We start from the raw sequence: 22,295 nt of genomic DNA, 5'->3' as shown, positions 1-22,295 counted from the left end.
GAGCCCACCATGTCCGAACCGCTTGTAATCCCCTGCCCTCATTGCAATGGCCTCAACCGCATCCCCGGTGAACGCCTGAGCGACGCCCCCAAATGCGGGCGCTGCAAACAGCCGGTGTTGCTGAAAAAGCCGTTTGAGCTGAAACAGGGCGATTACGCCAGCCAGATCAAGGGCGACTTGCCTTTGCTGGTGGATGTGTGGGCCGAGTGGTGTGGGCCGTGCAAATCGTTTGCGCCGGTGTTCGAACAGGCGGCCGGGCAGCTCGAGGGCAAATGCCGGCTGGCCAAGCTGGACAGTGAAGCGAACCAGCAACTGTCGGCGCAGCTGGGGATTCGGTCGATTCCGAGTTTGATCCTGTTCAGGAATGGCCGGGAAGTGGCGCGCCAGAGTGGAGCTTTTCCATTGCCGCAGTTGATGAGCTGGTTGCGAAGCCAGGGGGTGTAAACCCGGTTGAGCGTTGAGCTGCTTGTGTGGGAGCTGGCTTGTGTGGGAGCTGGCTTGCCTGCGATGCAGGCGACTCGGTCTTTCAGCTAAACCCAGGTGATGCCATCGCAGGCAAGCCAGCTCCCACAGGGTTGTGCAGCGCACTTAAAACTCAAGTGCTCTCAAGCAAGTTATGCAACTGCACAAACTGCTGCGTCAGCTTGTGCCGTGGGTCCAGGTGAATCAGCGGTTTGCTCTCCTGGTGCGACTCGCGCATACGCACCGAACTGGCCAGGTACACCGGCAGCACCGGCAGCCCTTCGGCGATCAACTCGTCCAGCATCTGCTGCGGCAGGCTCGCCCGGGCCTGGAACTGGTTGACCACGATGCCTTCCACTTCGAGGCTTTCATTGTGGTCTTCCTTCAACTCTTCGATTTCCGCCAGCAGGCCGTAGAGGGCTTGGCGCGAAAAACTGTCGCAGTCAAAGGGGATCAATACACGATCGGCGGCGATCAGCGCCGACACCGCATAAAAGTTCAGAGCCGGCGGTGTGTCGAGGTAGATGCGGTCGTAATCTTCGCTCAGCTCGTCCAGCAACTTTCGCAGTTTGTTGATCTTGTGCTTGGCCTCCAGCTTCGGTTGCAGGTCGGCCAGTTCCGGCGTCGCGGTAATCACATGCAGGTTGTCGAACGGCGTTTCGTAGATATCCACCTTGTTCTTCTTGGAAAACGGCCCGGAAGACAGGGTTTGCTTGAAAAAATCGGCGATCCCCATGGGGATATCGTTGCCGGTCAGCCCGGTGAGGTACTGGGTAGAGTTGGCTTGTGCATCGAGGTCGACCAACAGCGTTCGATAGCCTTCGCTGGCGCTGACCGCCGCCAGGTTGCAGGCGATGCTGGACTTGCCGACCCCGCCTTTTTGATTGAACACCACACGCCGCATGGGAAAACCTCCGGGTATCAATGAATGCCCGAGTGTAGAGGGCAAAAGCGACTGTTCGCTACCTCGTTGATCAACGCATTGGAGGCCAGCCCCATACGCCAAAAAAGGAAACGTCCGACAACCCATTCCTGTCGGCGGTCAAGCACAATCCGTAGCCCTTCCCAGGCAAAGTTCAATAAATCGTGAACTATTATTTACCAATGTTTGCTAGAACCCCGCAGCACCGGGATAATGCGCGCCATTCGGCCCTTCGCCGTCCCGGAAAACCGGGGCATCGGTGGCACATGGAAGCCCGCAGGGGCGGGATAACTTCTCAGTGATCAACTTCAGCATCGCCCAATGGCGCGCCTGGGCTCCAGGTCTCGACAGCGCGGACGACTGGCACGCCTGGTGCCGGGCCCCGGTGTTGCTGCCCGCCAGCGAAGCCTCCCCTGACGTATCATTTTTACCGGCCATGCAGCGTCGGCGCCTCAGCCGCCTGGCGCGCATGGCGTTCAGCGTGGGCTGGCCGCTGGCCGAGGGCCTGCCGGACCTGCCGCTGGTGTTTATTTCCCGGCATGGCGAAACCCCTCGCACCCTCGACATCCTCAGTGACCTGGCCAATGAAGCGCCCCTGTCGCCCACCCAGTTCAGTCTGTCAGTGCACAATGCGGTGGTGGGGCTGTGGTCGATCCTGCGCAACGAGACCAGCGAAATGACCGCCCTCGCCGCCGCCGGCGATGGCCTCGAACACGGCGTACTCGAAGCCGCCGCGCTGCTCAACGAAGGCGCGCCGGCAGTGTTGCTGGTGATCACCGAAGAACAGCCGCCCGCTGCCTATGCCGGCTGGATCCACGACGTACCGTTCCCCTATGCCCTCGGCCTGCTGCTTACACCCGGCGACGAGTGGCAGCTGGAACTCACCGGCAGCACTGTCCAACCCTCGACTGTCGCCCAGTGGCCCCACGCGCTGAACCTGCTGCGCACCCTGCTCACTGAACAGGGCGCCTGCCAACATGCCTGGAAGAACCGAGTATGGAATTGGCAACGCAAGCTGTGAACGCCAAACCCCGAGACGCCTACTACTGGCGCCTGTTCGCCACCGCCGCGAGCTTTTTCCTGTTCGGCCTGGGCGGCCTGTGTCTGCGTCTGCTGGTGTTTCCGCTGCTCAGTTGCCTGCCCGGCGGCGCGGCGCGACACCAGCGCCGTGCCCGCCATACCATCAGCCGGCTGTTCTGGTTCTTCATTCGCCTGATGCAGCGCGTCGGCGTGCTGACCTACAGCGTCGAAGGCGCGGAACAGCTCGGACGCCCCGGCCAAATGATCGTCGCCAACCACCCGTCGCTGATCGACGTGGTGTTTCTGATCGGCCTGATGCGCCAGACCAACTGCGTGATCAAACGCAGCCTGTTTCAAAACCCGTTCACCCGTGGCCCTGTGCGCGATGCCGGCTACCTCAGCAACGACGGCAGCGCTGACATGCTCGATGCCGCCGCCGACGCCCTGCGCGCCGGCCAGACCCTGATCATCTTTCCCGAAGGCACCCGCACCACGCCCGGCGCGCCGCCGGCCTTTCATCGCGGCGCCGCCGCCATCGCGCTGCGGGGCGCATCGGTCATCACGCCCGTGGTGATCAAGGTCAGCCCCACCACCCTGACCAAGGCCGAACCCTGGTATCGCATTCCCAAACGTCGATTTCACTTCAGTTTGCGTGTGGGTGCCGATATAGAACCACAGGCGTTCGCCTCCCTGGGGCCCGCGCCTCAGGCCTCGCGCAAGCTCAACGATTACCTGCACCACTATTTCATTAAGGAGCTCGCCGAAGATGAGCGACCAACAACGCCTTGAACGCGACATAAAGATGCTGATCATTGAGGCCCTGGGCCTGGAAGACATCAGCGTCGATGACATTGACAGCGAACAGACCCTGTTCGGCGAAGGCCTGGGCCTGGATTCGGTCGATGCCCTGGAATTGGGCCTGGCGATCCAGAAAACCTACGGCATCAAGATCGATGCCGACGCCAAGGACACCCGCAACCACTTCACCAACGTGGCCTGCCTTGCGGCGTTCGTCACAGCCAGACAGGCAGCTTGAGACCGGACCATGCAAACTCGTGACGATATTTTCAACACCCTGCGCGATGCAATGGTGGAACTGTTTGAACTGCCGCCGGAGCGCGTCACCCTCGACGCCAACCTGTATCAGGACCTGGAAATCGACAGCATCGATGCCGTGGACCTGATCGACCATATCAAACGCCAGACCGGCAAGAAGATCGCCGCCGAGGAATTCAAGGCAGTGCGCACCGTCAACGACGTGGTTGAGGCGGTGTACCGCCTGGTCCAGCCTGTCGCATGAGCCGATTGATCGGCCTTGGCCTGTTGCTGGCGGGGCTGCTGTACCCCTTTGCGGTGTACTACGGCACCGAGCACTTTGCCCCGTGGCAGTTCGGCCTGCTGCTAGGCAGCCTGTGGCTGTTGCGCGCCCTTGCCGGCGCGCGAAGCATCGGCAGCCGCTGGATGGCGCTGGCCGTGATCCTCTTCTGCCTGTTACTGGCCTGGTTCGACAACCCCTACCTGCTGCGCTGGTACCCAAGCCTGGTCAGTGCGTTCATGCTGGCCCTGTTCGGCCTGAGCCTCAAATACGGCCCGCCGATGGTCGAGCGCATTGCGCGCATCACCGAGCCTGTGCTGGCGCCCAAAGTGGTTGCGTACACGCGCCAGGTCACCGTGGTGTGGAGCATGTTTTTTCTGTGTAACGGCCTGCTCGCCGCTGCCCTCACCCTGTGGGCGCCGCTGAGTTGGTGGACGTTGTACAACGGCCTCATCGCCTACGGGCTGATGGGGCTGTTGTTTGCCGTGGAATGGCTGATACGACAAAGGGTTCGAGGCCGCCTATGAAAGGTTTGAAACTTGAGCACCTGCTGCTTGAGCCGCTGGAGCTGCGCCTGGTCACCACCGCGCCTGCGATGAACCATGCCCAGTTGTGGACGCACGCCTTGAGCCTGGCGGCAGGCCTGCAGGCGCGCGGTATCCGCCGCCTGGCGGTGCACCTGGAAGACGCCGGCGTGCTGGCGATTGCCCTGCTGGGCGCCTGGCGCGCCAGCGTGAGCGTGCTGCTGCCCGCCGACCTGCAGCCGCACACGCGCCAACGCTGGGATGAATCCGTTGACGCCTGGCTAACCCAGGCTTCGGACCTGGACGCGCTGTACCAGGCGCCCCTGCCCGGCGGCGCCCTCGACCTGGACGCCTGCCAAATGAGCCTGTGCACCTCCGGCTCCAGCGGTGAACCCAAGCGCATCGACAAGACCCTGCGCCAGTTGGCCAACGAAGTCGACGCGCTGGAAGCCCTGTGGGGCGCCGACCTCAAGGACGCCTGCATCATCGGCAGCGTCGCCACTCAACATATCTACGGCCTGCTGTTCCGCGTGCTGTGGCCGCTGTGCGCCGGACGCCGCTTTGGTCGCACCCAACTGGCGTTTTCCGAAGACCTGCAGCGCGCCAGCCGCGAGCATCCTAGGTTCGCCTGGGTCGCCAGCCCCGCGCTGCTCAAGCGCATGGGCGACAACCTCGATTGGCCGGCGCTGAGCCAGGTGTCGCGAGTGTTTTCCTCCGGCGGCGCGTTGCCCGTCGAGGCCGCTGGCAGCCTGTACGATCGCCTGGGGCAATGGCCGACGGAAATCCTCGGCAGCTCGGAAACCGGTGGCATCGCCTGGCGCCAGGGCGCACAACCCTGGCAGCCCTTTGCCGACGTTGCGCTGAGCCAGGATGCCGACGGCGCGCTGCGTATCGCCTCGCCTTATTTGCCTGCCGGGCATATCGAGCACACCGCCGACGCCGCACGCATCCATGCCGATGGCCGCTTCGAACTGCTGGGCCGCCTGGACCGCATCGTCAAGCTGGAAGAAAAACGCATCTCCCTGCCCATGCTCGAACAGGCGCTGATGGCTCATCCCTGGGTCACCGAAAACTGCCTGGGCGTGGTCCAGGAAAACCGCGCCTCCCTGGGCGCCCTGGTGGTGCTGAGCGCCGAAGGCCTGCATGCCCTGCGCAATCAAGGCCGACGCACGGTGACCCAAACCCTGCGCCAACAGTTGAGCCAGCATTGCGAAGCCCTTGCCTTGCCACGGCGTTGGCGCCTGCTGCGTCAGTTGCCGCTCAACAGCCAGGGCAAGCTGCCCCAGGCCGAGATAGATGCGCTGTTGCTGGCGCCACGACCAAAAGCGCCCGAGGTACTGGAGCAGGTCGAAGCCAATGGCGAATGGACGCTGCAACTGAGCATCCCGCCGGACCTCGCCTATTTCAGCGGTCACTTCCCGGTCACGCCCGTGCTGCCAGGCGTGGTGCAGGTGGAGTGGGCGTTCAATCTGGGCCAGCAACTGATGGCCGTGCCGACCCGGTTTGCCGGCATGGAAGTGCTCAAGTTCCAGCAACTGGTGCGCCCTGGCGATACCCTCGAACTGCACCTGCGCTTTGACCCGCAGCGCAGCAAGCTGTACTTCGCCTATCGCAATGACGACAACGCCTGCTCCAGCGGCAGGATTCAGCTGGAGGCTGCACATGCATCAGCCGGGTGAGCGCTTCGCGCTCAATCGCGGGCAAGCCCGCTCCCACATTGGCCTGGGTTCACACTTCACAATGTGGGCGCTGGCTTGCCTGCGATGCGGACGACTCGGTCCCTCAGGTGCCGCCCATCATGCATAACCCCTGCGCCCTGATCCCCGTCTACAACCACGAAGCCGCCGTGCCCGCCGTGGTCCGTAGTCTGCTCGCCAGCGGCCTGCCCTGCCTGCTGGTGGACGACGGCAGCAGCCCGGCCTGCGCGACGGTGCTGGTGCAACTGGCAACCCTGGAACACGTCACCCTGATCAGCCTGCCCCACAACCTCGGCAAGGGCGGCGCGGTCATGGCCGGTTTCCGCGAGGCCGCGCGCCTGGGCTACAGCCATGCGCTGCAAGTCGACGCCGACGGCCAGCATGATCTGCGTGAGGTCGAAACCTTTATCGACACCTCGCGCCGGCACCCCGACGCACTCATCTGCGGCTACCCCGAATACGACGACAGCGTGCCCAAGGGCCGCCTCTACGCGCGCTACCTCACCCACGTCTGGGTGTGGATCAACACCCTGTCGCTGCAGATCCGCGACTCGATGTGCGGTTTTCGCGTGTACCCGCTGGCACCGGTGCTGGCGCTGATGGACTCTGCCTACATCGGCACGCGCATGGATTTCGATTCGGACATCCTTGTACGCCTGGCCTGGCGCAACCAGCCGATGCGCTGGCTGCCGACCCAGGTGCATTACCCCGCCGACGGCTTGTCGCACTTTCGCCTGTTCCACGACAACCTGCGCATCAGCGCCATGCACACCCGGCTGTTCTTCGGCATGCTGGTACGCGCGCCGATGATCCTGTGGCGACGGTGGCAGGCATGACCGACAACACCAAACACTGGGCCGACCGCGAAGAACGCGGCAGCTTCTGGCTGATGAAATTCACCGCCGTCGCTGCCAGGGTGCTCGGCCGGCGCCTGCTTAGCCCGTTGCTGTACAGCATTGTGTTCTACTTTTTCCTGTTCGGCCGCACTGCACGCCAGAGCGCATGGCAATACCAGCAGCGCCTGGCGCAGTGGAGCGGACGCGATGAGTTGCGCCCCACCCGGCGCAAGGTTTTCGGCCAGTTCATGGCCTTCGCCGACTCCCTGCTCGACAAGCTCGACGTGTGGAACGGCAAGCTGCGTCTGGAACAGATCGAAATCAATGACCCGGCGCAACTGCGCGGGCAATTGCGCGGCGAACGCGGGCAGATGCTGGTGGGCGCGCACCTGGGCAATCTCGAGGTATGCCGCGCGCTGGCGGAGATCGGCGAACAGGTGACCATGAACGTGCTGGTGCACACCAAGCACGCCGAACACTTCAATCGCCTGCTGGGCGAGGCTGGCGCGACCCACTTGCGCCTGATCCAGGTCAGCGAGCTGGACCCGGCCACCATGCTGCTGCTGAGCCAGCGCCTGGACGACGGCGAATGGCTGGCGATTGCCGGCGACCGCGTGCCGCTGCATGGCGGGCGCACGGTGCGCGTGGACTTTCTCGGGCATGCCGCCGCGTTCCCCCAAGGCCCGTGGTTGCTGGCCGGCCTGCTCCAATGCCGGGTCAACCTGCTGATGTGCCTCAAGCACCAGGGCCGCTATCGCCTGACCATCGAGCCCTTCGCGCAACGGATCGAATGGAAGCGCAGCACCCGCGAACAGGTGATCGCCCTGTGGACCGCGCGTTACGCCGCACGCCTGGGCGAGTTCTGCCTGCAGGCGCCCCAACAATGGTTCAACTTTTACCCCTTCTGGAAGACCCATGATCCCGCATCCTGAGCCGGTCACCTTTGGCGAACGCCCCCTGCGCATCGAAGACGTGCTGGCCCTGGCCAACCGTCAGGCACCCACGCGGTTGCAGGACGATGCAGCCTATCGCCAGCGCATTGCCAAGGGCGCGCAGTTCCTCGATTCGCTGCTGGACAAGGAAGGCGTGATCTACGGCGTGACCACCGGCTACGGCGACTCCTGCGTGGTGGCGGTGCCGTTGCAGCACGTCGAGGCGCTGCCGCGTCACCTGTACACCTTCCACGGCTGCGGGCTGGGCAAACTGCTCGACGCCCAGGCTACGCGCGCGGTGCTGGCAGCGCGTTTGCAGTCGCTGTGCCACGGCGTGTCCGGCGTGCGCGTGGAGCTGCTGGAGCGTCTGCATGCCTTCCTTGAACACGATGTGCTGCCGCTGATCCCCGAGGAAGGCTCGGTGGGCGCCAGCGGTGACCTGACGCCGCTGTCCTATGTGGCGGCTACCTTGTCCGGTGAGCGCGAGGTGTTGTTCCAGGGCGAACGGCGCCCGGCCGCCGACGTGCACCGCGAGCTGGGTTGGACGCCACTGGTGCTACGCCCCAAGGAAGCCCTGGCCTTGATGAACGGCACCGCCGTGATGACCGGCCTCGCCTGCCTGGCCTGCGCCCGCGCCGACTACCTGCTGCAACTGGCCACGCGTATCACCGCTCTCAACGTGGTGGCCCTGCAAGGCAACCCGGAACACTTCGACGAACGCCTGTTCGCCGCCAAGCCGCACCCGGGGCAGATGCAGGTCGCCGCCTGGCTGCGCAAGGATTTGGCCATCGACGCGCCGACCGCGCCATTGCATCGCCTGCAGGACCGCTACTCGCTGCGCTGCGCGCCCCATGTGCTCGGCGTATTGGCCGACAGCCTGAACTGGCTGCGCTCATTCATCGAGATCGAGCTGAACAGCGCCAATGACAACCCGATCATCGACGCCGAGCAGGAACGCGTGCTGCACGGCGGGCACTTCTACGGCGGGCATATTGCCTTTGCCATGGACAGCCTCAAGACCCTGGTGGCCAACGTCGCCGACCTGCTCGACCGGCAGCTCGCGTTGCTGGTGGACGTGCGTTACAACCACGGACTGCCGAGCAACCTGTCCGGCGCGCCGGCCGACCGCGCGATGATCAACCATGGCTTCAAGGCCGTGCAGATCGGCACCAGCGCCTGGACCGCCGAAGCGCTGAAAAACACCATGCCGGCGAGCGTGTTCTCACGTTCCACCGAGTGCCATAACCAGGACAAGGTGAGCATGGGCACCATCGCCGCCCGCGACGCGATCCGCGTGCTGGAACTGACCGAGCAAGTGGCCGCCGCCGCCCTGCTGGCCGCCAACCAGGGGGTGTGGCTGCGCGCTCGGGCCGAGGATGCGCGCCCACTGCCGCCGGCCCTGGCCGCCATGCACGTCGAGCTGGCCAAAGACTTCCCGCCCGTGATCGAAGACCGTGCCCTGGAAGGCGAGTTGCGCCTGTGCCTGCAACGCATCGCCGCGCAACACTGGAGGCTGCATGCGTAGCCCCGGCGTGTTGCACTGCGACACTGAAATCCTCGTGCCGTTTTTCGACGTCGACACTCTGCACGTGGTATGGCACGGCCATTACGTCAAATACCTGGAAGTCGCGCGCTGCGCCTTGCTCGACAAAATTGGCCACAACTACAACGCCATGCGCGAAGCCGGCTACGCCTGGCCGGTGATCGACATGCAACTGCGCTACGTGCGCGGCGCGGTGTTCGGCCAGACCATCAACGTGCGCGCCAGCCTGGTGGAGTGGGAGAACCGCTTGAAGATCAACTACCTGATCACCGACCTCGCCAGCGGCGAACGTATGACCCGCGCCAGCACCGTGCAGGTAGCGGTGGAAATCGCCAGCCGCGAAATGCAACTGGCCTCCCCCACAGTCTTCACCGACGCCGTCGAGAGGGCCTTGAAATGAGATCTCCTTTGGCAGCGGGCCTGCCCGCGAAAATCGTCAACGAGAATGCGATCCGCCTGGCACTGCGCAGCGTCCTCAGGTTCTTCGCGGGCAAGCCCGCTGCCACGCTGATCGGGTTGTTGCTGAGCTTCAGCGCCCACGCTTTCGACCTGCAACAACTCAGCGATCAACTGGCCAAGCCCTCCGTGATCCACGGCAGCTTCACCCAAGAAAAACACCTGCGCGCCCTGCCCCAACCCCTGGTCAGCAAGGGCACCTTCGTGCTCGCCAAGGACCACGGCCTGCTCTGGCTGCTGAAAACCCCGCTGCAACAGGACTACCGCATCAGCGCCCAGGGCATCGCCCGGCGTGAAGGCAACGGCTGGCAATGGCTGCCGAACAAGAGCGCCGGGGCTGAGCAGAACCGTTTGTTTCTCGCCGTGCTGCAGGGCGACAGCAGCGGCTTGCAGCGTGACTTCGAGCTGCAGCTGCAAGGTGAGTCCACGCAGTGGGCGCTGACCTTGATTCCACGCTCGCTGCTGCTCAAGCAGGTGTTCAACCAAATCAACATTGAGGGCGGCGCGCTGGTGCACACCATCGAACTGCAGGAGACCCAGGGCGACAGCACCGTGCTGCGCCTGCGGGACAGCACCGCGGGCCTGCCCCTGACCGACGCGGAGCAACATGACTTTGCCCAGTGAGCGCCTGCTGCCGCGCCTGTTCCTGATTCTGCTGGTGGCCGTGCTGGCACTGGCCGGCTGGCAGTGGCGCCAGGGCGCGCCGCTTTCGGCCAATCTGATGGAACTGGTGCCGGGCAGTGCGCCGGATGCGCTGGAACAGCAAGCCGAACAACGCATGCAAGAGCCGCTTAACCGCGAGATGCTGGTGCTGGTGGGGCATGCCGACCGCCAGCAGGCGGTGGCCGTGGCGCAACAGCTGGGCGAGCGCTGGCAGGCCAGCGGGCTGTTTGAAAAAGTGCAATGGAACCTGCAAGCCGACCTGCCGGCACTGCGCGAGCAACTGCTGCGCGGCCGACTGGCGATGCTCGCGGCCAAGGACCGCGAGCAGCTCATCGAGCATCCCGAGGCGTTTATCCAACAGCGCGTGCAATCACTGTTCGACCCCTTCACCGGCTTCAGCCTGGTGCCGAGCCAGGATGACTGGCTGGGCCTCACCGGGCGTATCCAGAACAGCCAGCCGCAGCAGGGTTCGGTGCAGCTGGACATCGGCAGCGGCGCGCTGATCGCCGATGCCGACGGCAAAAGCTGGGTGCTGCTGCGTGCGCGCACCACCGGCAATGCCTTCGATATGCACCTGCCGCTGCAAGTGGCGGACCTGCTCCAGGCCAGCCGCGCCGAGGCCGCCGTGCACGGTGCGCAATTGCTCGCGGCCAGCGGCCTGCTCTATGCGGCCAATGGGCAGCAGCAAGCCACGCGGGAAATCACCTGGGTCGGCGGCGGCGCGACCGTCGGCATTCTGCTGTTGCTGCTATTGGCGTTCCGCCGCTGGCGCGTATTGCTGGCCTTCGTGCCGGTCATCGTCGGCATGCTGTTTGGGGCGGTGGCCTGTGTGGCGCTGTTCGGCCATGTGCATGTGATGACCCTGGTGCTGGGCTCCAGCCTGATCGGCGTGGCGGTGGATTACCCGCTGCATTACCTGTCCAAAAGCTGGAGTTTGAAGCCATGGCAGAGCTGGCCGGCGTTGCGCCTGACCTTGCCAGGGCTGAGCCTGAGCCTGGCGACCAGTTGCATCGGTTATCTGGCGCTGGCCTGGACACCGTTTCCGGCGCTGACGCAGATTGCAGTGTTTTCCGCCGCAGGGCTGGTGGGCGCCTACCTGTGCGCCGTGTGCCTGCTGCCAGCGCTGCTCAAGGGCGTCGAATTACGCCCGGCGCAGTGGCCGCTGCGGGTTGCCGAGGGCCTGTGGCGGCTGCGCGAGTCGTTGCTCCAGCGCGTGCCGAGCCCGCTGTTGCTGGCGCTGGTGCTGCTGTTCTGCGCCGGCGGTGTGTGGCACCTGAACAGCAAAAACGACATTCGCCAGTGGATCGGCGCGCCGCCTCACTTGCTGCAGGAAGCCCAGGCCGTGGCACGGATCACCGGCTTTCAGCCCACCAGTCAGTTCTTTCTGGTGCGCGCAGACAACCAACAGCAGTTGCTGGAGCGTCAGGCCGCGCTGGGCCAGCGTCTGGAGCAACTGGTGAATATGGACAAGCTTCAGGGTTACCTGGTGCTCAACCAACTGGTCAACCTGCCGGCCGAGCAGCAGCGACTGCGCGATGCGCTGAGCAATCTGGCGCAACACTGGCAGCCGCTGGTGGACCTCGGCGTGCCAGCCAGCGCCCTGCAAGCCGAAGTGGCGCAGTTGCAGGCACTGCCCACCGAAGATATCGACGCCGCCCTCACAGGTCCGCTGGCCGAACCCTGGCGTACGCTGTGGCTGGGGCCGGTGAACGGCGGCGTGGCGGCGATGGTCAGCCTGCAGGGTCTGAACAACCCCGCGCTGCTGCGGGTACAGGCCGTGGATTTGCCCGGTGTGCAGTTGGTGGATCGCCTGGGCGACTTGAACCGCGTGTTCGCTGCCACGCAAATCAGCGCCGCCGAGCTCAAATTACTGTCGTGTGGGCTGATCGTGTTGCTACTGATGGTGCCGTTCGGCTTCGGCGGTGCCGTGCGCATCGTCGCGTTGCCGTTGCTGGCTGCGCTGTGCAGCCTGGCCAGCCTGGGCTGGCTGGGCCAGCCGCTGACCCTGTTCAGCCTGTTCGGCCTGTTGCTGGTTACGGCCATCAGCGTCGACTATGCGATCCTGATGCGCGAGCAGATCGGCGGTCCGGCGGTCAGCCTGCTGGGCACGTTACTGGCGGCGTTGACGACCTGGTTGTCGTTCGGTCTGCTGGCGGTATCGAGTACGCCGGCGGTGAGTAATTTCGGCCTGTCGGTGAGCCTCGGCCTGGCATTCAGCTTTATGCTGGCGCCCTGGGCCGGGCCGCGCAAACCCGCCTTATGAATGTGATTATCGCCCATGCGGCAAGGAGCCTCAGTGCCCACAGTTGAAATGGAACGTCGCCAGGTGGTGGTGATCGGTGCCGGCCCGTCCGGCGCCATCGCCGCCGCGCTGCTCAAGCGCAAGGGCCATGACGTCGTGATCATCGAGCGCGAGCATTTTCCGCGGTTCTCGATCGGCGAAAGCCTGCTGTCGCACTGCATCGACTTTATCGAAGAAGCGGGCATGCTCGAGGCCGTGCAGGCAGCCGGGTTCCAGGTGAAAACCGGCGCTGCGTTCGCCTGGGGCGAGCGCTACAGCGCGTTCGATTTTGGCGACACGTTCAGCAACGGCAAGCCGACTACCTATCAGGTGCAGCGCGGCGAGTTCGACAAGCTGCTGGCCGATCAGGCGGCGCTGCAGGGCGTCGACATTCGCTATGGCCAAACCATCGTCGGCGCGGATTTCAGCGGCGACTGCCGCTACCTGCAAGTGCTTCGACAAAACGGCAGCAAGTATCACCTGAAGGCCAAATTCGTGCTCGACGCCAGCGGTTACGGCCGCGTGCTGTCGCGCCTGCTGGACCTCGAGGCACCGTCGAATTTCCCGCTGCGCCGGGCGGTGTTCACCCATGTTGAAGACCGCATCGAACACCCAGGCTTTGACCGCAGCAAAATCCTTATCACCACCCATCCTGTGAAGCGCGATATCTGGTTCTGGACCATCCCGTTCAGCAACGGCCGCTGTTCGGTGGGCGTGGTGGCGGCGCAGACGCATTTCGACGGGCGCGACAGCGACCTCGATGCGTGCCTGCGCGGTTTTATCGATGAAACCCCAAGCCTGTCCGGCGTGCTGCAAAATGCCGTGTGGGATACCCCGGCGCGCAGCATCGGCGGCTACGCGGCCAACGTCAAAACCCTGCACGGCCCTGGTTTTGCCTTGCTGGGCAATGCGGCGGAATTTCTCGATCCGGTGTTTTCGTCCGGTGTGACCATTGCCATGCGTTCGGCAAGCATGGCGGCCGGGGTGCTGCATCGTCAGCTCACGGGCGAAACCGTCGACTGGCAAACCGAATTCGCCGAGCCGCTCAAACGCGGCGTCGACACCTTTCGCTGCTATGTCGAAGGCTGGTACGCCGGGACGTTCCAGGATGTAATCTTCCATCCCGGCAGCTCGCCGGAGATTCGCCGCATGATCAGCGCGATCCTCGCCGGTTATGCCTGGGACGAGCGCAACCCGTTTGTCAGCGAGCCCAAGCGACGCCTGCGGATGTTGTCGGAAATTTGTGCGAGTGACGCGGTATGAGCAGCCACTACCTGAGTAAACACTACGTCGAAGAAACCCGCTTCGGTCTTTGGTTTCTGCGCAGCCGCACCTGGCAACATTATGTGTTGCGCGTGGCCATCGACGACCTGCGCAGCCTGTTCACCGAGCCTGTGCCGCAGGCCCCGGTGCTGCTGGACGCCGGCTGCGGCCAGGGTAAATCCTTTGCGTACCTGCAACAGGTGTTCGCCCCGGAACGCCTGATCGGCCTGGATGCCGACCCCCACAGCCTCGACCAGAGCAAGGCCGAAGCGGCGCGCCAGGACCTCGCCATCGAGCTGATCGGCAGCGACTGCGCCACCCTGCAAGTGCCGGACGCGAGCGTGGATATTCTGTTCTGCCACCAGACGTTCCACCATCTGGTGGAGCAGCATCGCGCCCTCGCAGAGTTCTATCGCGTGCTCAAGCCCGGCGGCTACCTGCTGTTTGCCGAGTCCACCGAAGCCTATATCGACACCTGGGTGATTCGCTGGCTGTTCCGCCATCCCATGCAGGTGCAGAAAAGCGCCGAGGCGTACCTCGCGATGATCCGCGAGCAGGGCTTTGAATTTGGCCCGCAGAACGTTTCCTACCCGTATCTGTGGTGGAGCCGCGCCACGGATTTCGGCCTGCTGGAGCGCCTGGGCCTGCGCAAGGCACCGCCGGTGGGCCAGCGCGAAGAAACCCTGGTCAACTGCGTGGCGCGCAAGCCGCTGGCGAGCAGTGCACCATGATGCGTCTGTTGCTGATGGGTTGCCTGTTGCTGCTGAGCGCGTGCGCCAGCCAGGCGCCGTTGCCGGAAAAAATCCCGGCCCTGAATTTACCGCTGCAATTGCATGTGCAGCGTAGCGAAGGCAACCAGCGCCAGGATTGGCTGCTGGTGATCCAGCGGGAAGGCGCCGCCCTTCGCTGGTCGATGATGGATCCGCTGGGCATTCCCCTGGCGCGGCAGAAGTTGCTTGACGGCGCGTGGCAGGCCGACGGCTTGCTGCCGCCCAATCCGCAGGCACGCGAGCTGTTCGCCGCCCTGCTGTTTGCGCTGGCCTCGGCGGACGACCTGCGCGCCCTGTATCCGGGGGCACAGGCCAGGGACCTGACCCGCACCCTGCCAGGCCATTGGCAAATCGTTTATCAGTCCTCCGAGGTGTTCAGCGTGAACATGACGGGTCAGCCGTTGAGCTATCGCATCACCCCGCTTGGGGTTGAGCGATGACCGCCTATCTCAATGCTCTGGGGGTGATCTGTGCCCTCGGCCGAGGGCAAGCCGAGGTTGCGCGCAGCCTGTTTGCCGGTGACTGCGCCGGCATGCGCGCCGAGAGCGGCTGGGTGCCGGACCGAGTGCTGCCGGTGGGCGCTGTGCACGGTGATCTGGCGCCGATCCCGCTACAACTGGGCCAGCAAAGCAGCCGTAACAATCAGCTGCTGCTAGAGGCTGCGCTGCAGATCGAGGGCGAGATGCGCCAGGCGATCCATACCTATGGCGAATCGCGGGTGGGTATTGTGCTGGGCACCAGCACCTCGGGCATCGACGAAGCCAGTCGTGGCATTGCCCAGTACCTGCGTGACCGGCAGTTCCCCAATACTTACGACTACCAGCAACAGGAACTCAGCGCGCCGGCCAATTTTCTCGCCGACTGGCTGCAACTGAGCGGCCCGGCCTATGTGATTTCCACCGCGTGCACCTCCAGCGCCCGTGCCCTGATGAGCGCCCGGCGCCTGCTGGACCTGGGGGTGTGCGATGCGGTGATCTGTGGTGGCGTCGACAGCCTGTGCAAGCTGACCCTCAATGGTTTTACCTCGCTGGAAGCGGTGTCCGCCGAGCGCTGCAATCCGTTTTCGGTGAACCGCAACGGCATCAATATCGGCGAAGCGGCGGTGTTGTTTCTGATGACGCGCGAGCCGGCCCCCATTGCGTTGCTGGGCAGCGGCGCGAGCAGCGACGCACACCATATTTCCGCGCCTGAGCCTACGGGCAAAGGCGCGCTGCAGGCCATGAGCAAGGCGTTGAGCAGCGCCGGGCTCAACCCTGAACACATCGGCTACCTGAACCTGCACGGCACCGCCACCCAGCATAACGACGCCATGGAAAGCCTGGCCGTCGCCCACCTGTTCCCACATGGCGTGGCGTGCTCGTCGACCAAACCCATGAGCGGCCACACCCTCGGTGCAGCCGGAGCGTTGGAAGCGGCGTTCTGCTGGCTGAGCCTCACCCACGGTGGGATGCCGCCGCACGTGTGGGACGGCCAGGCCGACCCGGCGCTGCCCGCGTTGCAGTGGGCCCGCTGCGGTGACGCCCTGAAACAACCGCGCCTGATGAGCAACTCGTTTGCCTTCGGCGGCAACAATGTCAGCCTGATTATCGGAGAGGCCCCATGATCGATTGGCCACTCGCCGAACTGCTGCCCCACGCGGGCGACATGATCCTGATCGACCAGGTGTTGTCGTTCGATGAAGAGCAGATACATACCCGTCTCACCGTAAAGCCCGGCGGCCTGTTCAACCGCGCGGACGGCAGCCTGCCGGCGTGGGTGGGCATCGAACTGATGGCGCAAAGCGTCGCCGCCTATGCCGGTTGTCGCGCACGCAAGAACGGCGAAGCAGTGGAGCTTGGCTTCCTGCTCGGTACACGCAAGTTCGAATGCAACGTGGATGGTTTTCCGGCGGGCGCCGAGCTGACCATTCACGGCCTGCGCTCGCTGGAAGACGACAACGGCATGGGGGTGTTCGAATGCCACCTCACCGGCGACGGCATCCAGGCCAGCGCACGCTTGAACGTATTTCGACCGCCCCTGGCGGCCAACTATTTAGCTGAATCGAAGGACGCAACGTCATGACTCACTCCGTACTGGTCACTGGCTCCAGCCGCGGCATCGGCCGCGCTATCGCCTTGCGCCTGGCCCAGGCCGGGCATGACATCGTGCTGCACTGCCGCAGCGGGCGCGCCGAAGCCGATGCGGTGCAGGTCGAGATCCAGGCGTTGGGACGCAACGCCCGCGTGCTGCAATTCGATGTTGCCGACCGCACCGCGTGCCGCGAAATGCTCGAAGCCGACGTGGAACAACACGGCGCCTATTACGGCGTGGTACTCAACGCCGGCCTGACCCGTGACGGCGCTTTTCCGGCCTTGTCGGAAGACGATTGGGACGTGGTGCTGCGCACCAACCTCGACGGTTTCTACAACGTGCTGCACCCGGTGATGATGCCGATGATTCGGCGCCGCGCGCCCGGGCGCATCGTGTGCATCACCTCTGTTTCAGGACTGATCGGCAACCGGGGCCAGGTCAACTACAGCGCGTCCAAGGCCGGTCTGATCGGTGCGGCCAAGGCGCTGGCCATCGAGCTGGGCAAGCGCAAAATCACCGTCAACTGCGTCGCCCCCGGCCTGATCGACACCGCCATGCTGGATGAAAACGTGCCGGTGGAAGAACTGATGAAGATGATCCCGGCGCAGCGCATGGGCACCCCGGAGGAAGTTGCGGGCGCCGTGAACTTCCTGATGTCGGCCGAAGCCGGCTACATCACGCGCCAGGTATTGGCGGTGAACGGAGGCTTGTGCTGATGAAGCGCGTCGTCGTCACCGGCATGGCCGGCATGACCTCCCTGGGTTGTGACTGGGAGACCATCGCAGCCAACTTTCGCGCCAACCGCAGCGGCATCCGGCGCATGGATGAGTGGGACCGTTTTGTTGAACTGAACACACGACTGGCCGGGCCCATCGATGATTTCCAGGTGCCTGCGCACTGGACACGCAAGCAATTGCGTAGCATGGGCCGCGTCTCGCGCCTGGCGGTGTGGGCAGCGGAGCAAGCGTTGCAGGACGCCGGGCTGCTCGGCGACGAGTCGATCAAGGACGGGCGCATGGGCGTGGCCTGTGGCTCGTCCACCGGCAGCACCGACGAGATCAAGGCGTTTGGCAATATGCTGCTGAACTCGGTGGCCGAGGGGCTCAACGCCAACTCCTACGTGCGCATGATGCCGCACACCACGGCGGCGAATATCAGTATTTTCTTTGGCCTTACCGGGCGGCTGATCCCCACCTCCAGCGCCTGCACCAGCGGCAGCCAGGGCATCGGTTATGCCTACGAGGCGATCAAGTTCGGACGCCTGCCGTTGATGCTCGCCGGCGGCGCCGAAGAGCTGTGCCCCACCGAGGCCATGGTGTTCGATGCGCTCTACGCCACCAGTTTGAAGAATGACGCCCCGCAGACCAGCCCGCGCCCCTACGACAGCGGCCGCGACGGCCTGGTGATTGGTGAAGGCGGCGGCATGCTGGTACTGGAGGAACTGGAACACGCCCTGGCGCGCGGCGCGCATATCCATGCCGAACTGGTCGGCTTCGGCAGCAATGCCGACGGTCAGCACACCACCCGCCCGGAACAGAAAACCATGCGCCGCGCCATGGAACTGGCCCTCGAAGACGCCGGGCTGGAGCCGTCGGCTATCGGCTACGTGAACGGCCACGGCACCGCCACCGACCAGGGCGATATCGCCGAAACCCTGGCCACCAGTAGCCTGTTCGGCAGCCGCATGCCCATCAGCTCGCAGAAGAGTTTCCTTGGCCACACCCTGGGCGCGTGCGGCGCACTGGAGTCATGGTTCAGCATCGAAATGATGAACCGCGACCAGTACGTACACACCTTCAACCTGGACACCGTCGACCCGCAATGTGGTGAACTGGATTACCTCCAAGGAGGCTTTCGCGAGATGCACCATGACTACGTGATGAACAACAACTTCGCTTTTGGCGGCGTGAATACCTCGCTGATCTTTCGGCGCTGGTGCTGACGGTTCACCCGCAAACGAGTGAGCGTGTGCAGTCTCCCCAATCGGTGGCAAAACGCCGTAAATGTGGCAAGCCCGCTCGCCACAACAAGCCCGCTCGCCACAGGGAATCTGCGTTTAACTGATCGACCCTGGGACAATCCCGTTCGCCACCAACAACGCCACAAACGCTTTCGCCATTGGCGACTGCACACCCTTGCGCTGCACCAGCCACACCGCTGACACTGCGGCAGGGTCCAGCAAGGTGCGATAGACCACCCCATCGATCCGGATGCGCTGGTACGACGCCGGCAATACCGACACCCCAAGCCCCGCCGCCACCAGGCCGATGATGGTCATCGCTTCGCCAGCCTCTTGGGCAAAGCGCGGGCTGAAGCCTGCGTCGCGGGCCAGGTCGAGCAGTTGGGCGTACAGGCCGCTGCCGTAGCTGCGCGGGAAGAACACGAAGGGTTCCTCGGCCAGTTGCGCCAGGTGCAAGCCGTGTTCACTGCCCGCCGTCAACGGATGGCCGGTGTTCAATACGGCCACGAGTGGCTCACGCATCAGCTCAACGGCACTCAGGGAGTCGGGCAACGGCAACGGACGCATCAAGCCGACCTGAATCGATTCGTCCACCAGGGCCTCGGCGACCTGAGTACTGCTCATTTCCCGCAACGTCAGGTGAACAGCCGGGAACGCCTGGCGAAACGCATGAATGGCCTGGGGGATGCTGGCGTTGATCGGCGCCGATGAGGTGAAGCCGATCTTCAGCTCACCCAGCTCCCCCATGTGCGCACGCCGCGCTACATCCGCCGCCTTGTCGACCTGCGCCAGCACCAGACGCGCCTCGTGCAGGAACAAGCGCCCCGCCTCGCTCAGCTCGACACGACGGTTGGTGCGTTCGAACAAACGCGCCCCCACTTGCTGCTCCAGCGCCTGAATCTGCTGGCTCAGCGGCGGTTGCGAGATGCCCAGGACTTGGGCGGCGCGGCCGAAGTGCAGTTCCTCGGCCACTGCGATGAAGTAGCGCAAATGACGTAATTCCATACCCTCACCATTAAGTCGCAGAAGCTATCAAACAGGTCGAACAATATATTGGAAAGAATCATTAGCCCGCTATATTCTTTTTTGCATTGCCGCCCATGGCAGTCTGTCCACCGAGGTCCCCGTGAAATCTGCCGTCGCTCCGTTCGCCCAGCAAGTCCCGCCCACCGCCTTGGATGAGGTGGTCGCCGAGCTCACTGACGCGTTCATCGAAAAAGGCACGCCGATGTTCATGCGCACGGTGCTGGCGCTGTTCTGCGGTGGCTTTGCCACGTTTGCCTTGTTGTATTGCGTGCAGCCGATGATGCCGGCGCTGTCCCATGAATTCGCCATCAATGCCGCGCAGAGCAGCCTGATCCTGTCGGTGTCCACGGCAATGCTTGCGTTCGGCTTGCTGATCACCGGGCCGATATCTGACCGGCTGGGGCGCAAACCGGTGATGGTGGCGGCGTTGTTTTGCGCGGCCCTGGCGACGATTGCCAGCGGCCTGATGCCAGGCTGGGAAGGCATCCTGCTGATGCGTGCGCTGGTCGGCCTGTCCCTCAGCGGCCTGGCCGCCGTGGCGATGACTTACCTCAGTGAGGAGATTCACCCGCAGCACATCGGCTTGGCGATGGGCCTGTACATCGCCGGCAACGCGATTGGCGGCATGAGTGGGCGACTGATCATGGGCGTGCTGATCGATTTCGTCAGTTGGCACGCCGCCACGCTGATCATCGGCGCCCTGGCACTGATCGCGGCGACCGTGTTCTGGAAGATCCTCCCCGAATCGCGCAACTTCCGCGCCAGCAGCCTCAAGCCGCGCAGCCTGATGAACGGCTTTGTCATGCACTTCAGGGACGCCGGCCTGCCGTGGTTGTTTCTTGAGGCCTTTTTGCTGATGGGCGCCTTCGTGACGCTGTTCAACTACATCGGCTACCGGCTGCTGGCCGATCCCTATGACTTGAGCCAGGCCGTGGTGGGCCTGCTGTCGCTGGTGTACCTCTCGGGCATCTACAGCTCGGCGAAAATCGGCTCCCTGGCTGATCGCCTCGGCCGCCGCCGCGTGCTCTGGGCCACCATCGTATTGATGCTGGCCGGCTTCGTTCTGACCCTGTTCAGCCCGCTATGGCTGATCGTGCCCGGCATGCTGATCTTCACTTTCGGCTTCTTCGCCGCCCACTCGGTCGCCAGCAGCTGGATCGGCCGCCGCGCCGTCAAGGCCAAGGGGCAAGCGTCGTCGTTGTACCTGTTCAGCTATTACGCCGGGTCAAGCATTGCCGGCACGGCGGGTGGCTTCTTCTGGCACCTGGGCGGCTGGAACGGGATTGGCGGGTTTATCGTGGCGTTGTTGATCGGTGCGCTGCTGGTGGCGCTGAGGCTGGCCAAGCTGGCGCCGCTGAGGAACCTGAAAGCCTAATGTGGGAGGGGGGCTTGCTCCCTCCCACATTTTGTAATGCGTTTTTACTCGTGATACTGCGCCGACAGCTCATGCACCGCCCGCAGGAACGCGCCGGCGTGCTCCGGGTTCACTTCCGGCGTAATGCCATGGCCGAGGTTGAACACATGCCCGGTGCCCTTGCCGTAGCTGGCCAGGATGCGGCCGACTTCGCTGCGGATCGCCTCGGGGTTGGCGTACAGAACGGTCGGGTCCATGTTGCCTTGCAGCGCGACGCGGTTGCCTACGCGGTGGCGGGCTTCGCCAATGTCGCAGGTCCAGTCCAGGCCCAGGGCGTCGGCACCGGCGTCGGCGATGCTTTCCAGCCACAGGCCGCCGCCCTTGGTGAAGAGAATGACCGGTACTTTGCGGCCTTCATGTTCGCGAATCAGGCCGCTGACGATCTTGCGCATGTAGGCCAGGGAGAATTCCTGATACGCCGCCGCCGAAAGGTTGCCGCCCCAGGTGTCGAAAATCTGCACGGCCTGGGCGCCGGCCATGATCTGGCCGTTGAGGTAAGCCGTGACTGACTGCGCCAGCTTGTCCAGCAGCAGGTGCATGGCCTGCGGGTTGTCGTAGAGCATGGCCTTGGTCTTGCGGAAGTCTTTCGACGAGCCGCCTTCGACCATGTAGGTGGCCAGGGTCCAGGGGCTGCCGGAGAAGCCGATCAGCGGCACGCGGCCGTTAAGCTCGCGGCGGATGGTGCTGACGGCATCCATCACGTAGCCGAGGTCCTTGTGCGGATCAGGAATCGGCAGGGCTTCGATGTCGGCCAGGGTGCTGACCACTTTCTTGAAGCGCGGGCCTTCGCCGGTCTCGAAGTACAGGCCCTGGCCCATGGCGTCGGGGATGGTGAGGATATCGGAGAAGAGGATGGCCGCGTCCAGTTGCGGGTAGCGGTCCAGCGGCTGCATCGTGACTTCGCAGGCGAATTGCGGGTTCATGCACAGGCTCATGAAGTCGCCGGCGTGGGCACGACTGGCACGGTATTCCGGCAGGTAACGACCGGCTTGACGCATCATCCACACGGGCGTGACGTCTACGGGCTGCTTGAGCAGGGCACGAAGGAAACGGTCGTTCTTGAGGGCAGTCATGTCGGCATCCGCAAAAAAAGTGCGGGCATTTTCTCAGAGCACGACGCAAAAGGCACGGAATGCACCGT

General features: G+C 64.2%; 24 protein-coding genes. 21 read left to right on the top strand and 3 right to left on the bottom strand.

The window, feature by feature from the left end; all coding sequences use genetic code 11:
- Positions 1-9 precede the first annotated feature (9 nt).
- Positions 10-444 carry a thioredoxin TrxC gene (trxC, locus tag H045_RS23095; protein ID WP_015373594.1) on the top strand — a complete coding sequence of 145 codons (435 nt, stop codon included), beginning with the start codon at positions 10-12 and terminating at the stop codon, positions 442-444.
- Between the two features lie 151 nt (positions 445-595).
- Here the strand turns inward: trxC and H045_RS23090 are convergent, their stop codons facing one another.
- Complete coding sequence (locus H045_RS23090; protein WP_003237260.1) at positions 596-1,366, bottom strand: ParA family protein; 771 nt, start codon at positions 1,364-1,366, stop codon at positions 596-598.
- Positions 1,367-1,682: 316 nt separating this feature from the next.
- Between H045_RS23090 and H045_RS23085 the strand changes: the two genes are divergently transcribed.
- From H045_RS23085 to H045_RS22995, 19 genes are all read left to right on the top strand, one after another.
- Entirely contained in the window at positions 1,683-2,405 is a 723-nt protein-coding gene (locus H045_RS23085; protein WP_015373593.1) for a beta-ketoacyl synthase chain length factor, read from the top strand.
- Positions 2,381-3,193 (top strand): lysophospholipid acyltransferase family protein, encoded by an 813-nt coding sequence (locus tag H045_RS23080; protein ID WP_003237264.1) that lies wholly within the window; start codon positions 2,381-2,383, stop codon positions 3,191-3,193. The genes H045_RS23085 and H045_RS23080 overlap by 25 nt, the downstream gene beginning before the upstream one ends.
- Positions 3,171-3,440: a phosphopantetheine-binding protein gene (locus H045_RS23075; protein WP_003237266.1), complete on the top strand. Its 270-nt coding sequence runs from the start codon at positions 3,171-3,173 to the stop codon at positions 3,438-3,440. Before H045_RS23080 ends, H045_RS23075 begins: the two co-directional genes overlap by 23 nt.
- Positions 3,441-3,449: 9 nt before the next feature.
- Positions 3,450-3,704 carry an acyl carrier protein gene (locus H045_RS23070; protein WP_003237268.1) on the top strand — a complete coding sequence of 85 codons (255 nt, stop codon included), beginning with the start codon at positions 3,450-3,452 and terminating at the stop codon, positions 3,702-3,704.
- The gene (locus H045_RS23065; RefSeq protein ID WP_015373592.1) at positions 3,701-4,246 is read left to right on the top strand and encodes a COG4648 family protein; all 546 of its coding nucleotides are present in this window, start codon (positions 3,701-3,703) and stop codon (positions 4,244-4,246) included. Before H045_RS23070 ends, H045_RS23065 begins: the two co-directional genes overlap by 4 nt.
- Positions 4,243-5,922 (top strand): acyl-CoA synthetase family protein, encoded by a 1,680-nt coding sequence (locus H045_RS23060; RefSeq protein ID WP_015373591.1) that lies wholly within the window; start codon positions 4,243-4,245, stop codon positions 5,920-5,922. Before H045_RS23065 ends, H045_RS23060 begins: the two co-directional genes overlap by 4 nt.
- A gap of 119 nt (positions 5,923-6,041) precedes the next feature.
- Positions 6,042-6,776 (top strand): glycosyltransferase family 2 protein, encoded by a 735-nt coding sequence (locus tag H045_RS23055; RefSeq protein ID WP_003237275.1) that lies wholly within the window; start codon positions 6,042-6,044, stop codon positions 6,774-6,776.
- Positions 6,773-7,708: an LpxL/LpxP family acyltransferase gene (locus tag H045_RS23050; protein WP_003237278.1), complete on the top strand. Its 936-nt coding sequence runs from the start codon at positions 6,773-6,775 to the stop codon at positions 7,706-7,708. Before H045_RS23055 ends, H045_RS23050 begins: the two co-directional genes overlap by 4 nt.
- Positions 7,692-9,233 (top strand): HAL/PAL/TAL family ammonia-lyase, encoded by a 1,542-nt coding sequence (locus H045_RS23045; protein ID WP_015373590.1) that lies wholly within the window; start codon positions 7,692-7,694, stop codon positions 9,231-9,233. The genes H045_RS23050 and H045_RS23045 overlap by 17 nt, the downstream gene beginning before the upstream one ends.
- Positions 9,226-9,651 (top strand): acyl-CoA thioesterase, encoded by a 426-nt coding sequence (locus H045_RS23040; RefSeq protein ID WP_003237282.1) that lies wholly within the window; start codon positions 9,226-9,228, stop codon positions 9,649-9,651. The genes H045_RS23045 and H045_RS23040 overlap by 8 nt, the downstream gene beginning before the upstream one ends.
- Positions 9,648-10,331 (top strand): outer membrane lipoprotein carrier protein LolA, encoded by a 684-nt coding sequence (locus H045_RS23035; RefSeq protein ID WP_049818600.1) that lies wholly within the window; start codon positions 9,648-9,650, stop codon positions 10,329-10,331. Before H045_RS23040 ends, H045_RS23035 begins: the two co-directional genes overlap by 4 nt.
- The gene (locus tag H045_RS23030) at positions 10,315-12,633 is read left to right on the top strand and encodes an MMPL family transporter (protein WP_003237285.1); all 2,319 of its coding nucleotides are present in this window, start codon (positions 10,315-10,317) and stop codon (positions 12,631-12,633) included. The genes H045_RS23035 and H045_RS23030 overlap by 17 nt, the downstream gene beginning before the upstream one ends.
- Positions 12,634-12,666: 33 nt before the next feature.
- Entirely contained in the window at positions 12,667-13,914 is a 1,248-nt protein-coding gene (locus H045_RS23025) for an NAD(P)/FAD-dependent oxidoreductase (RefSeq protein WP_015373589.1), read from the top strand.
- On the top strand, positions 13,911-14,645 hold the full coding sequence (locus tag H045_RS23020) for a class I SAM-dependent methyltransferase (RefSeq protein WP_015373588.1): 735 nt from the start codon (positions 13,911-13,913) through the stop codon (positions 14,643-14,645). The genes H045_RS23025 and H045_RS23020 overlap by 4 nt, the downstream gene beginning before the upstream one ends.
- Positions 14,642-15,124 (top strand): DUF3261 domain-containing protein, encoded by a 483-nt coding sequence (locus tag H045_RS23015; protein WP_041931563.1) that lies wholly within the window; start codon positions 14,642-14,644, stop codon positions 15,122-15,124. The genes H045_RS23020 and H045_RS23015 overlap by 4 nt, the downstream gene beginning before the upstream one ends.
- Positions 15,121-16,287 carry a beta-ketoacyl-[acyl-carrier-protein] synthase family protein gene (locus H045_RS23010; protein ID WP_003237294.1) on the top strand — a complete coding sequence of 389 codons (1,167 nt, stop codon included), beginning with the start codon at positions 15,121-15,123 and terminating at the stop codon, positions 16,285-16,287. Before H045_RS23015 ends, H045_RS23010 begins: the two co-directional genes overlap by 4 nt.
- Positions 16,284-16,745, top strand: coding sequence for a hotdog family protein (locus tag H045_RS23005; protein WP_003237295.1), 462 nt, complete (start codon positions 16,284-16,286; stop codon positions 16,743-16,745). Before H045_RS23010 ends, H045_RS23005 begins: the two co-directional genes overlap by 4 nt.
- Entirely contained in the window at positions 16,742-17,470 is a 729-nt protein-coding gene (locus tag H045_RS23000; protein ID WP_015373586.1) for a 3-ketoacyl-ACP reductase FabG2, read from the top strand. The genes H045_RS23005 and H045_RS23000 overlap by 4 nt, the downstream gene beginning before the upstream one ends.
- Complete coding sequence (locus H045_RS22995; RefSeq protein ID WP_003237299.1) at positions 17,470-18,696, top strand: beta-ketoacyl-ACP synthase; 1,227 nt, start codon at positions 17,470-17,472, stop codon at positions 18,694-18,696. Before H045_RS23000 ends, H045_RS22995 begins: the two co-directional genes overlap by 1 nt.
- Before the next feature lie 114 nt (positions 18,697-18,810).
- Here H045_RS22995 and H045_RS22990 read toward each other — a convergent pair whose 3' ends face one another.
- On the bottom strand, positions 18,811-19,719 hold the full coding sequence (locus H045_RS22990) for a LysR family transcriptional regulator (protein WP_041931562.1): 909 nt from the start codon (positions 19,717-19,719) through the stop codon (positions 18,811-18,813).
- A 121-nt stretch (positions 19,720-19,840) separates the two neighbouring features.
- Between H045_RS22990 and H045_RS22985 the strand changes: the two genes are divergently transcribed.
- Positions 19,841-21,115 carry an MFS transporter gene (locus H045_RS22985; RefSeq protein WP_003237303.1) on the top strand — a complete coding sequence of 425 codons (1,275 nt, stop codon included), beginning with the start codon at positions 19,841-19,843 and terminating at the stop codon, positions 21,113-21,115.
- 44 nt (positions 21,116-21,159) lie between these two features.
- On the opposite strand, the gene hemE is transcribed toward H045_RS22985, so the two are convergent.
- On the bottom strand, positions 21,160-22,227 hold the full coding sequence (gene hemE, locus H045_RS22980) for a uroporphyrinogen decarboxylase (RefSeq protein WP_015373584.1): 1,068 nt from the start codon (positions 22,225-22,227) through the stop codon (positions 21,160-21,162).
- Positions 22,228-22,295 lie beyond the last annotated feature (68 nt).

Source organism: Pseudomonas poae RE*1-1-14 (genome assembly GCF_000336465.1).
Taxonomy (GTDB): domain Bacteria; phylum Pseudomonadota; class Gammaproteobacteria; order Pseudomonadales; family Pseudomonadaceae; genus Aquipseudomonas; species Aquipseudomonas poae.
This window is presented reverse-complemented; position numbering and strand designations above follow the sequence as displayed.

What these genes read in the sequence shown, in the direction of transcription:
- H045_RS22990 (WP_041931562.1), bottom strand. Translation starts at nt 19,719, where the DNA reads ATGGAATTACGTCATTTGCGCTACTTCATCGCAGTGGCCGAGGAACTG.
- trxC (WP_015373594.1), top strand. Translation starts at nt 10, where the DNA reads ATGTCCGAACCGCTTGTAATCCCCTGCCCTCATTGCAATGGCCTCAAC.
- H045_RS23070 (WP_003237268.1), top strand. Translation starts at nt 3,450, where the DNA reads ATGCAAACTCGTGACGATATTTTCAACACCCTGCGCGATGCAATGGTG.
- H045_RS23050 (WP_003237278.1), top strand. Translation starts at nt 6,773, where the DNA reads ATGACCGACAACACCAAACACTGGGCCGACCGCGAAGAACGCGGCAGC.
- H045_RS23010 (WP_003237294.1), top strand. Translation starts at nt 15,121, where the DNA reads ATGACCGCCTATCTCAATGCTCTGGGGGTGATCTGTGCCCTCGGCCGA.
- H045_RS23045 (WP_015373590.1), top strand. Translation starts at nt 7,692, where the DNA reads ATGATCCCGCATCCTGAGCCGGTCACCTTTGGCGAACGCCCCCTGCGC.
- H045_RS23090 (WP_003237260.1), bottom strand. Translation starts at nt 1,366, where the DNA reads ATGCGGCGTGTGGTGTTCAATCAAAAAGGCGGGGTCGGCAAGTCCAGC.
- H045_RS23040 (WP_003237282.1), top strand. Translation starts at nt 9,226, where the DNA reads ATGCGTAGCCCCGGCGTGTTGCACTGCGACACTGAAATCCTCGTGCCG.
- H045_RS23055 (WP_003237275.1), top strand. Translation starts at nt 6,042, where the DNA reads ATGCATAACCCCTGCGCCCTGATCCCCGTCTACAACCACGAAGCCGCC.
- H045_RS23075 (WP_003237266.1), top strand. Translation starts at nt 3,171, where the DNA reads ATGAGCGACCAACAACGCCTTGAACGCGACATAAAGATGCTGATCATT.
- H045_RS23060 (WP_015373591.1), top strand. Translation starts at nt 4,243, where the DNA reads ATGAAAGGTTTGAAACTTGAGCACCTGCTGCTTGAGCCGCTGGAGCTG.
- H045_RS23065 (WP_015373592.1), top strand. Translation starts at nt 3,701, where the DNA reads ATGAGCCGATTGATCGGCCTTGGCCTGTTGCTGGCGGGGCTGCTGTAC.
- H045_RS22995 (WP_003237299.1), top strand. Translation starts at nt 17,470, where the DNA reads ATGAAGCGCGTCGTCGTCACCGGCATGGCCGGCATGACCTCCCTGGGT.
- H045_RS23035 (WP_049818600.1), top strand. Translation starts at nt 9,648, where the DNA reads ATGAGATCTCCTTTGGCAGCGGGCCTGCCCGCGAAAATCGTCAACGAG.
- H045_RS23015 (WP_041931563.1), top strand. Translation starts at nt 14,642, where the DNA reads ATGATGCGTCTGTTGCTGATGGGTTGCCTGTTGCTGCTGAGCGCGTGC.
- H045_RS23020 (WP_015373588.1), top strand. Translation starts at nt 13,911, where the DNA reads ATGAGCAGCCACTACCTGAGTAAACACTACGTCGAAGAAACCCGCTTC.
- H045_RS23000 (WP_015373586.1), top strand. Translation starts at nt 16,742, where the DNA reads ATGACTCACTCCGTACTGGTCACTGGCTCCAGCCGCGGCATCGGCCGC.
- H045_RS23080 (WP_003237264.1), top strand. Translation starts at nt 2,381, where the DNA reads ATGGAATTGGCAACGCAAGCTGTGAACGCCAAACCCCGAGACGCCTAC.
- hemE (WP_015373584.1), bottom strand. Translation starts at nt 22,227, where the DNA reads ATGACTGCCCTCAAGAACGACCGTTTCCTTCGTGCCCTGCTCAAGCAG.
- H045_RS23005 (WP_003237295.1), top strand. Translation starts at nt 16,284, where the DNA reads ATGATCGATTGGCCACTCGCCGAACTGCTGCCCCACGCGGGCGACATG.
- H045_RS23030 (WP_003237285.1), top strand. Translation starts at nt 10,315, where the DNA reads ATGACTTTGCCCAGTGAGCGCCTGCTGCCGCGCCTGTTCCTGATTCTG.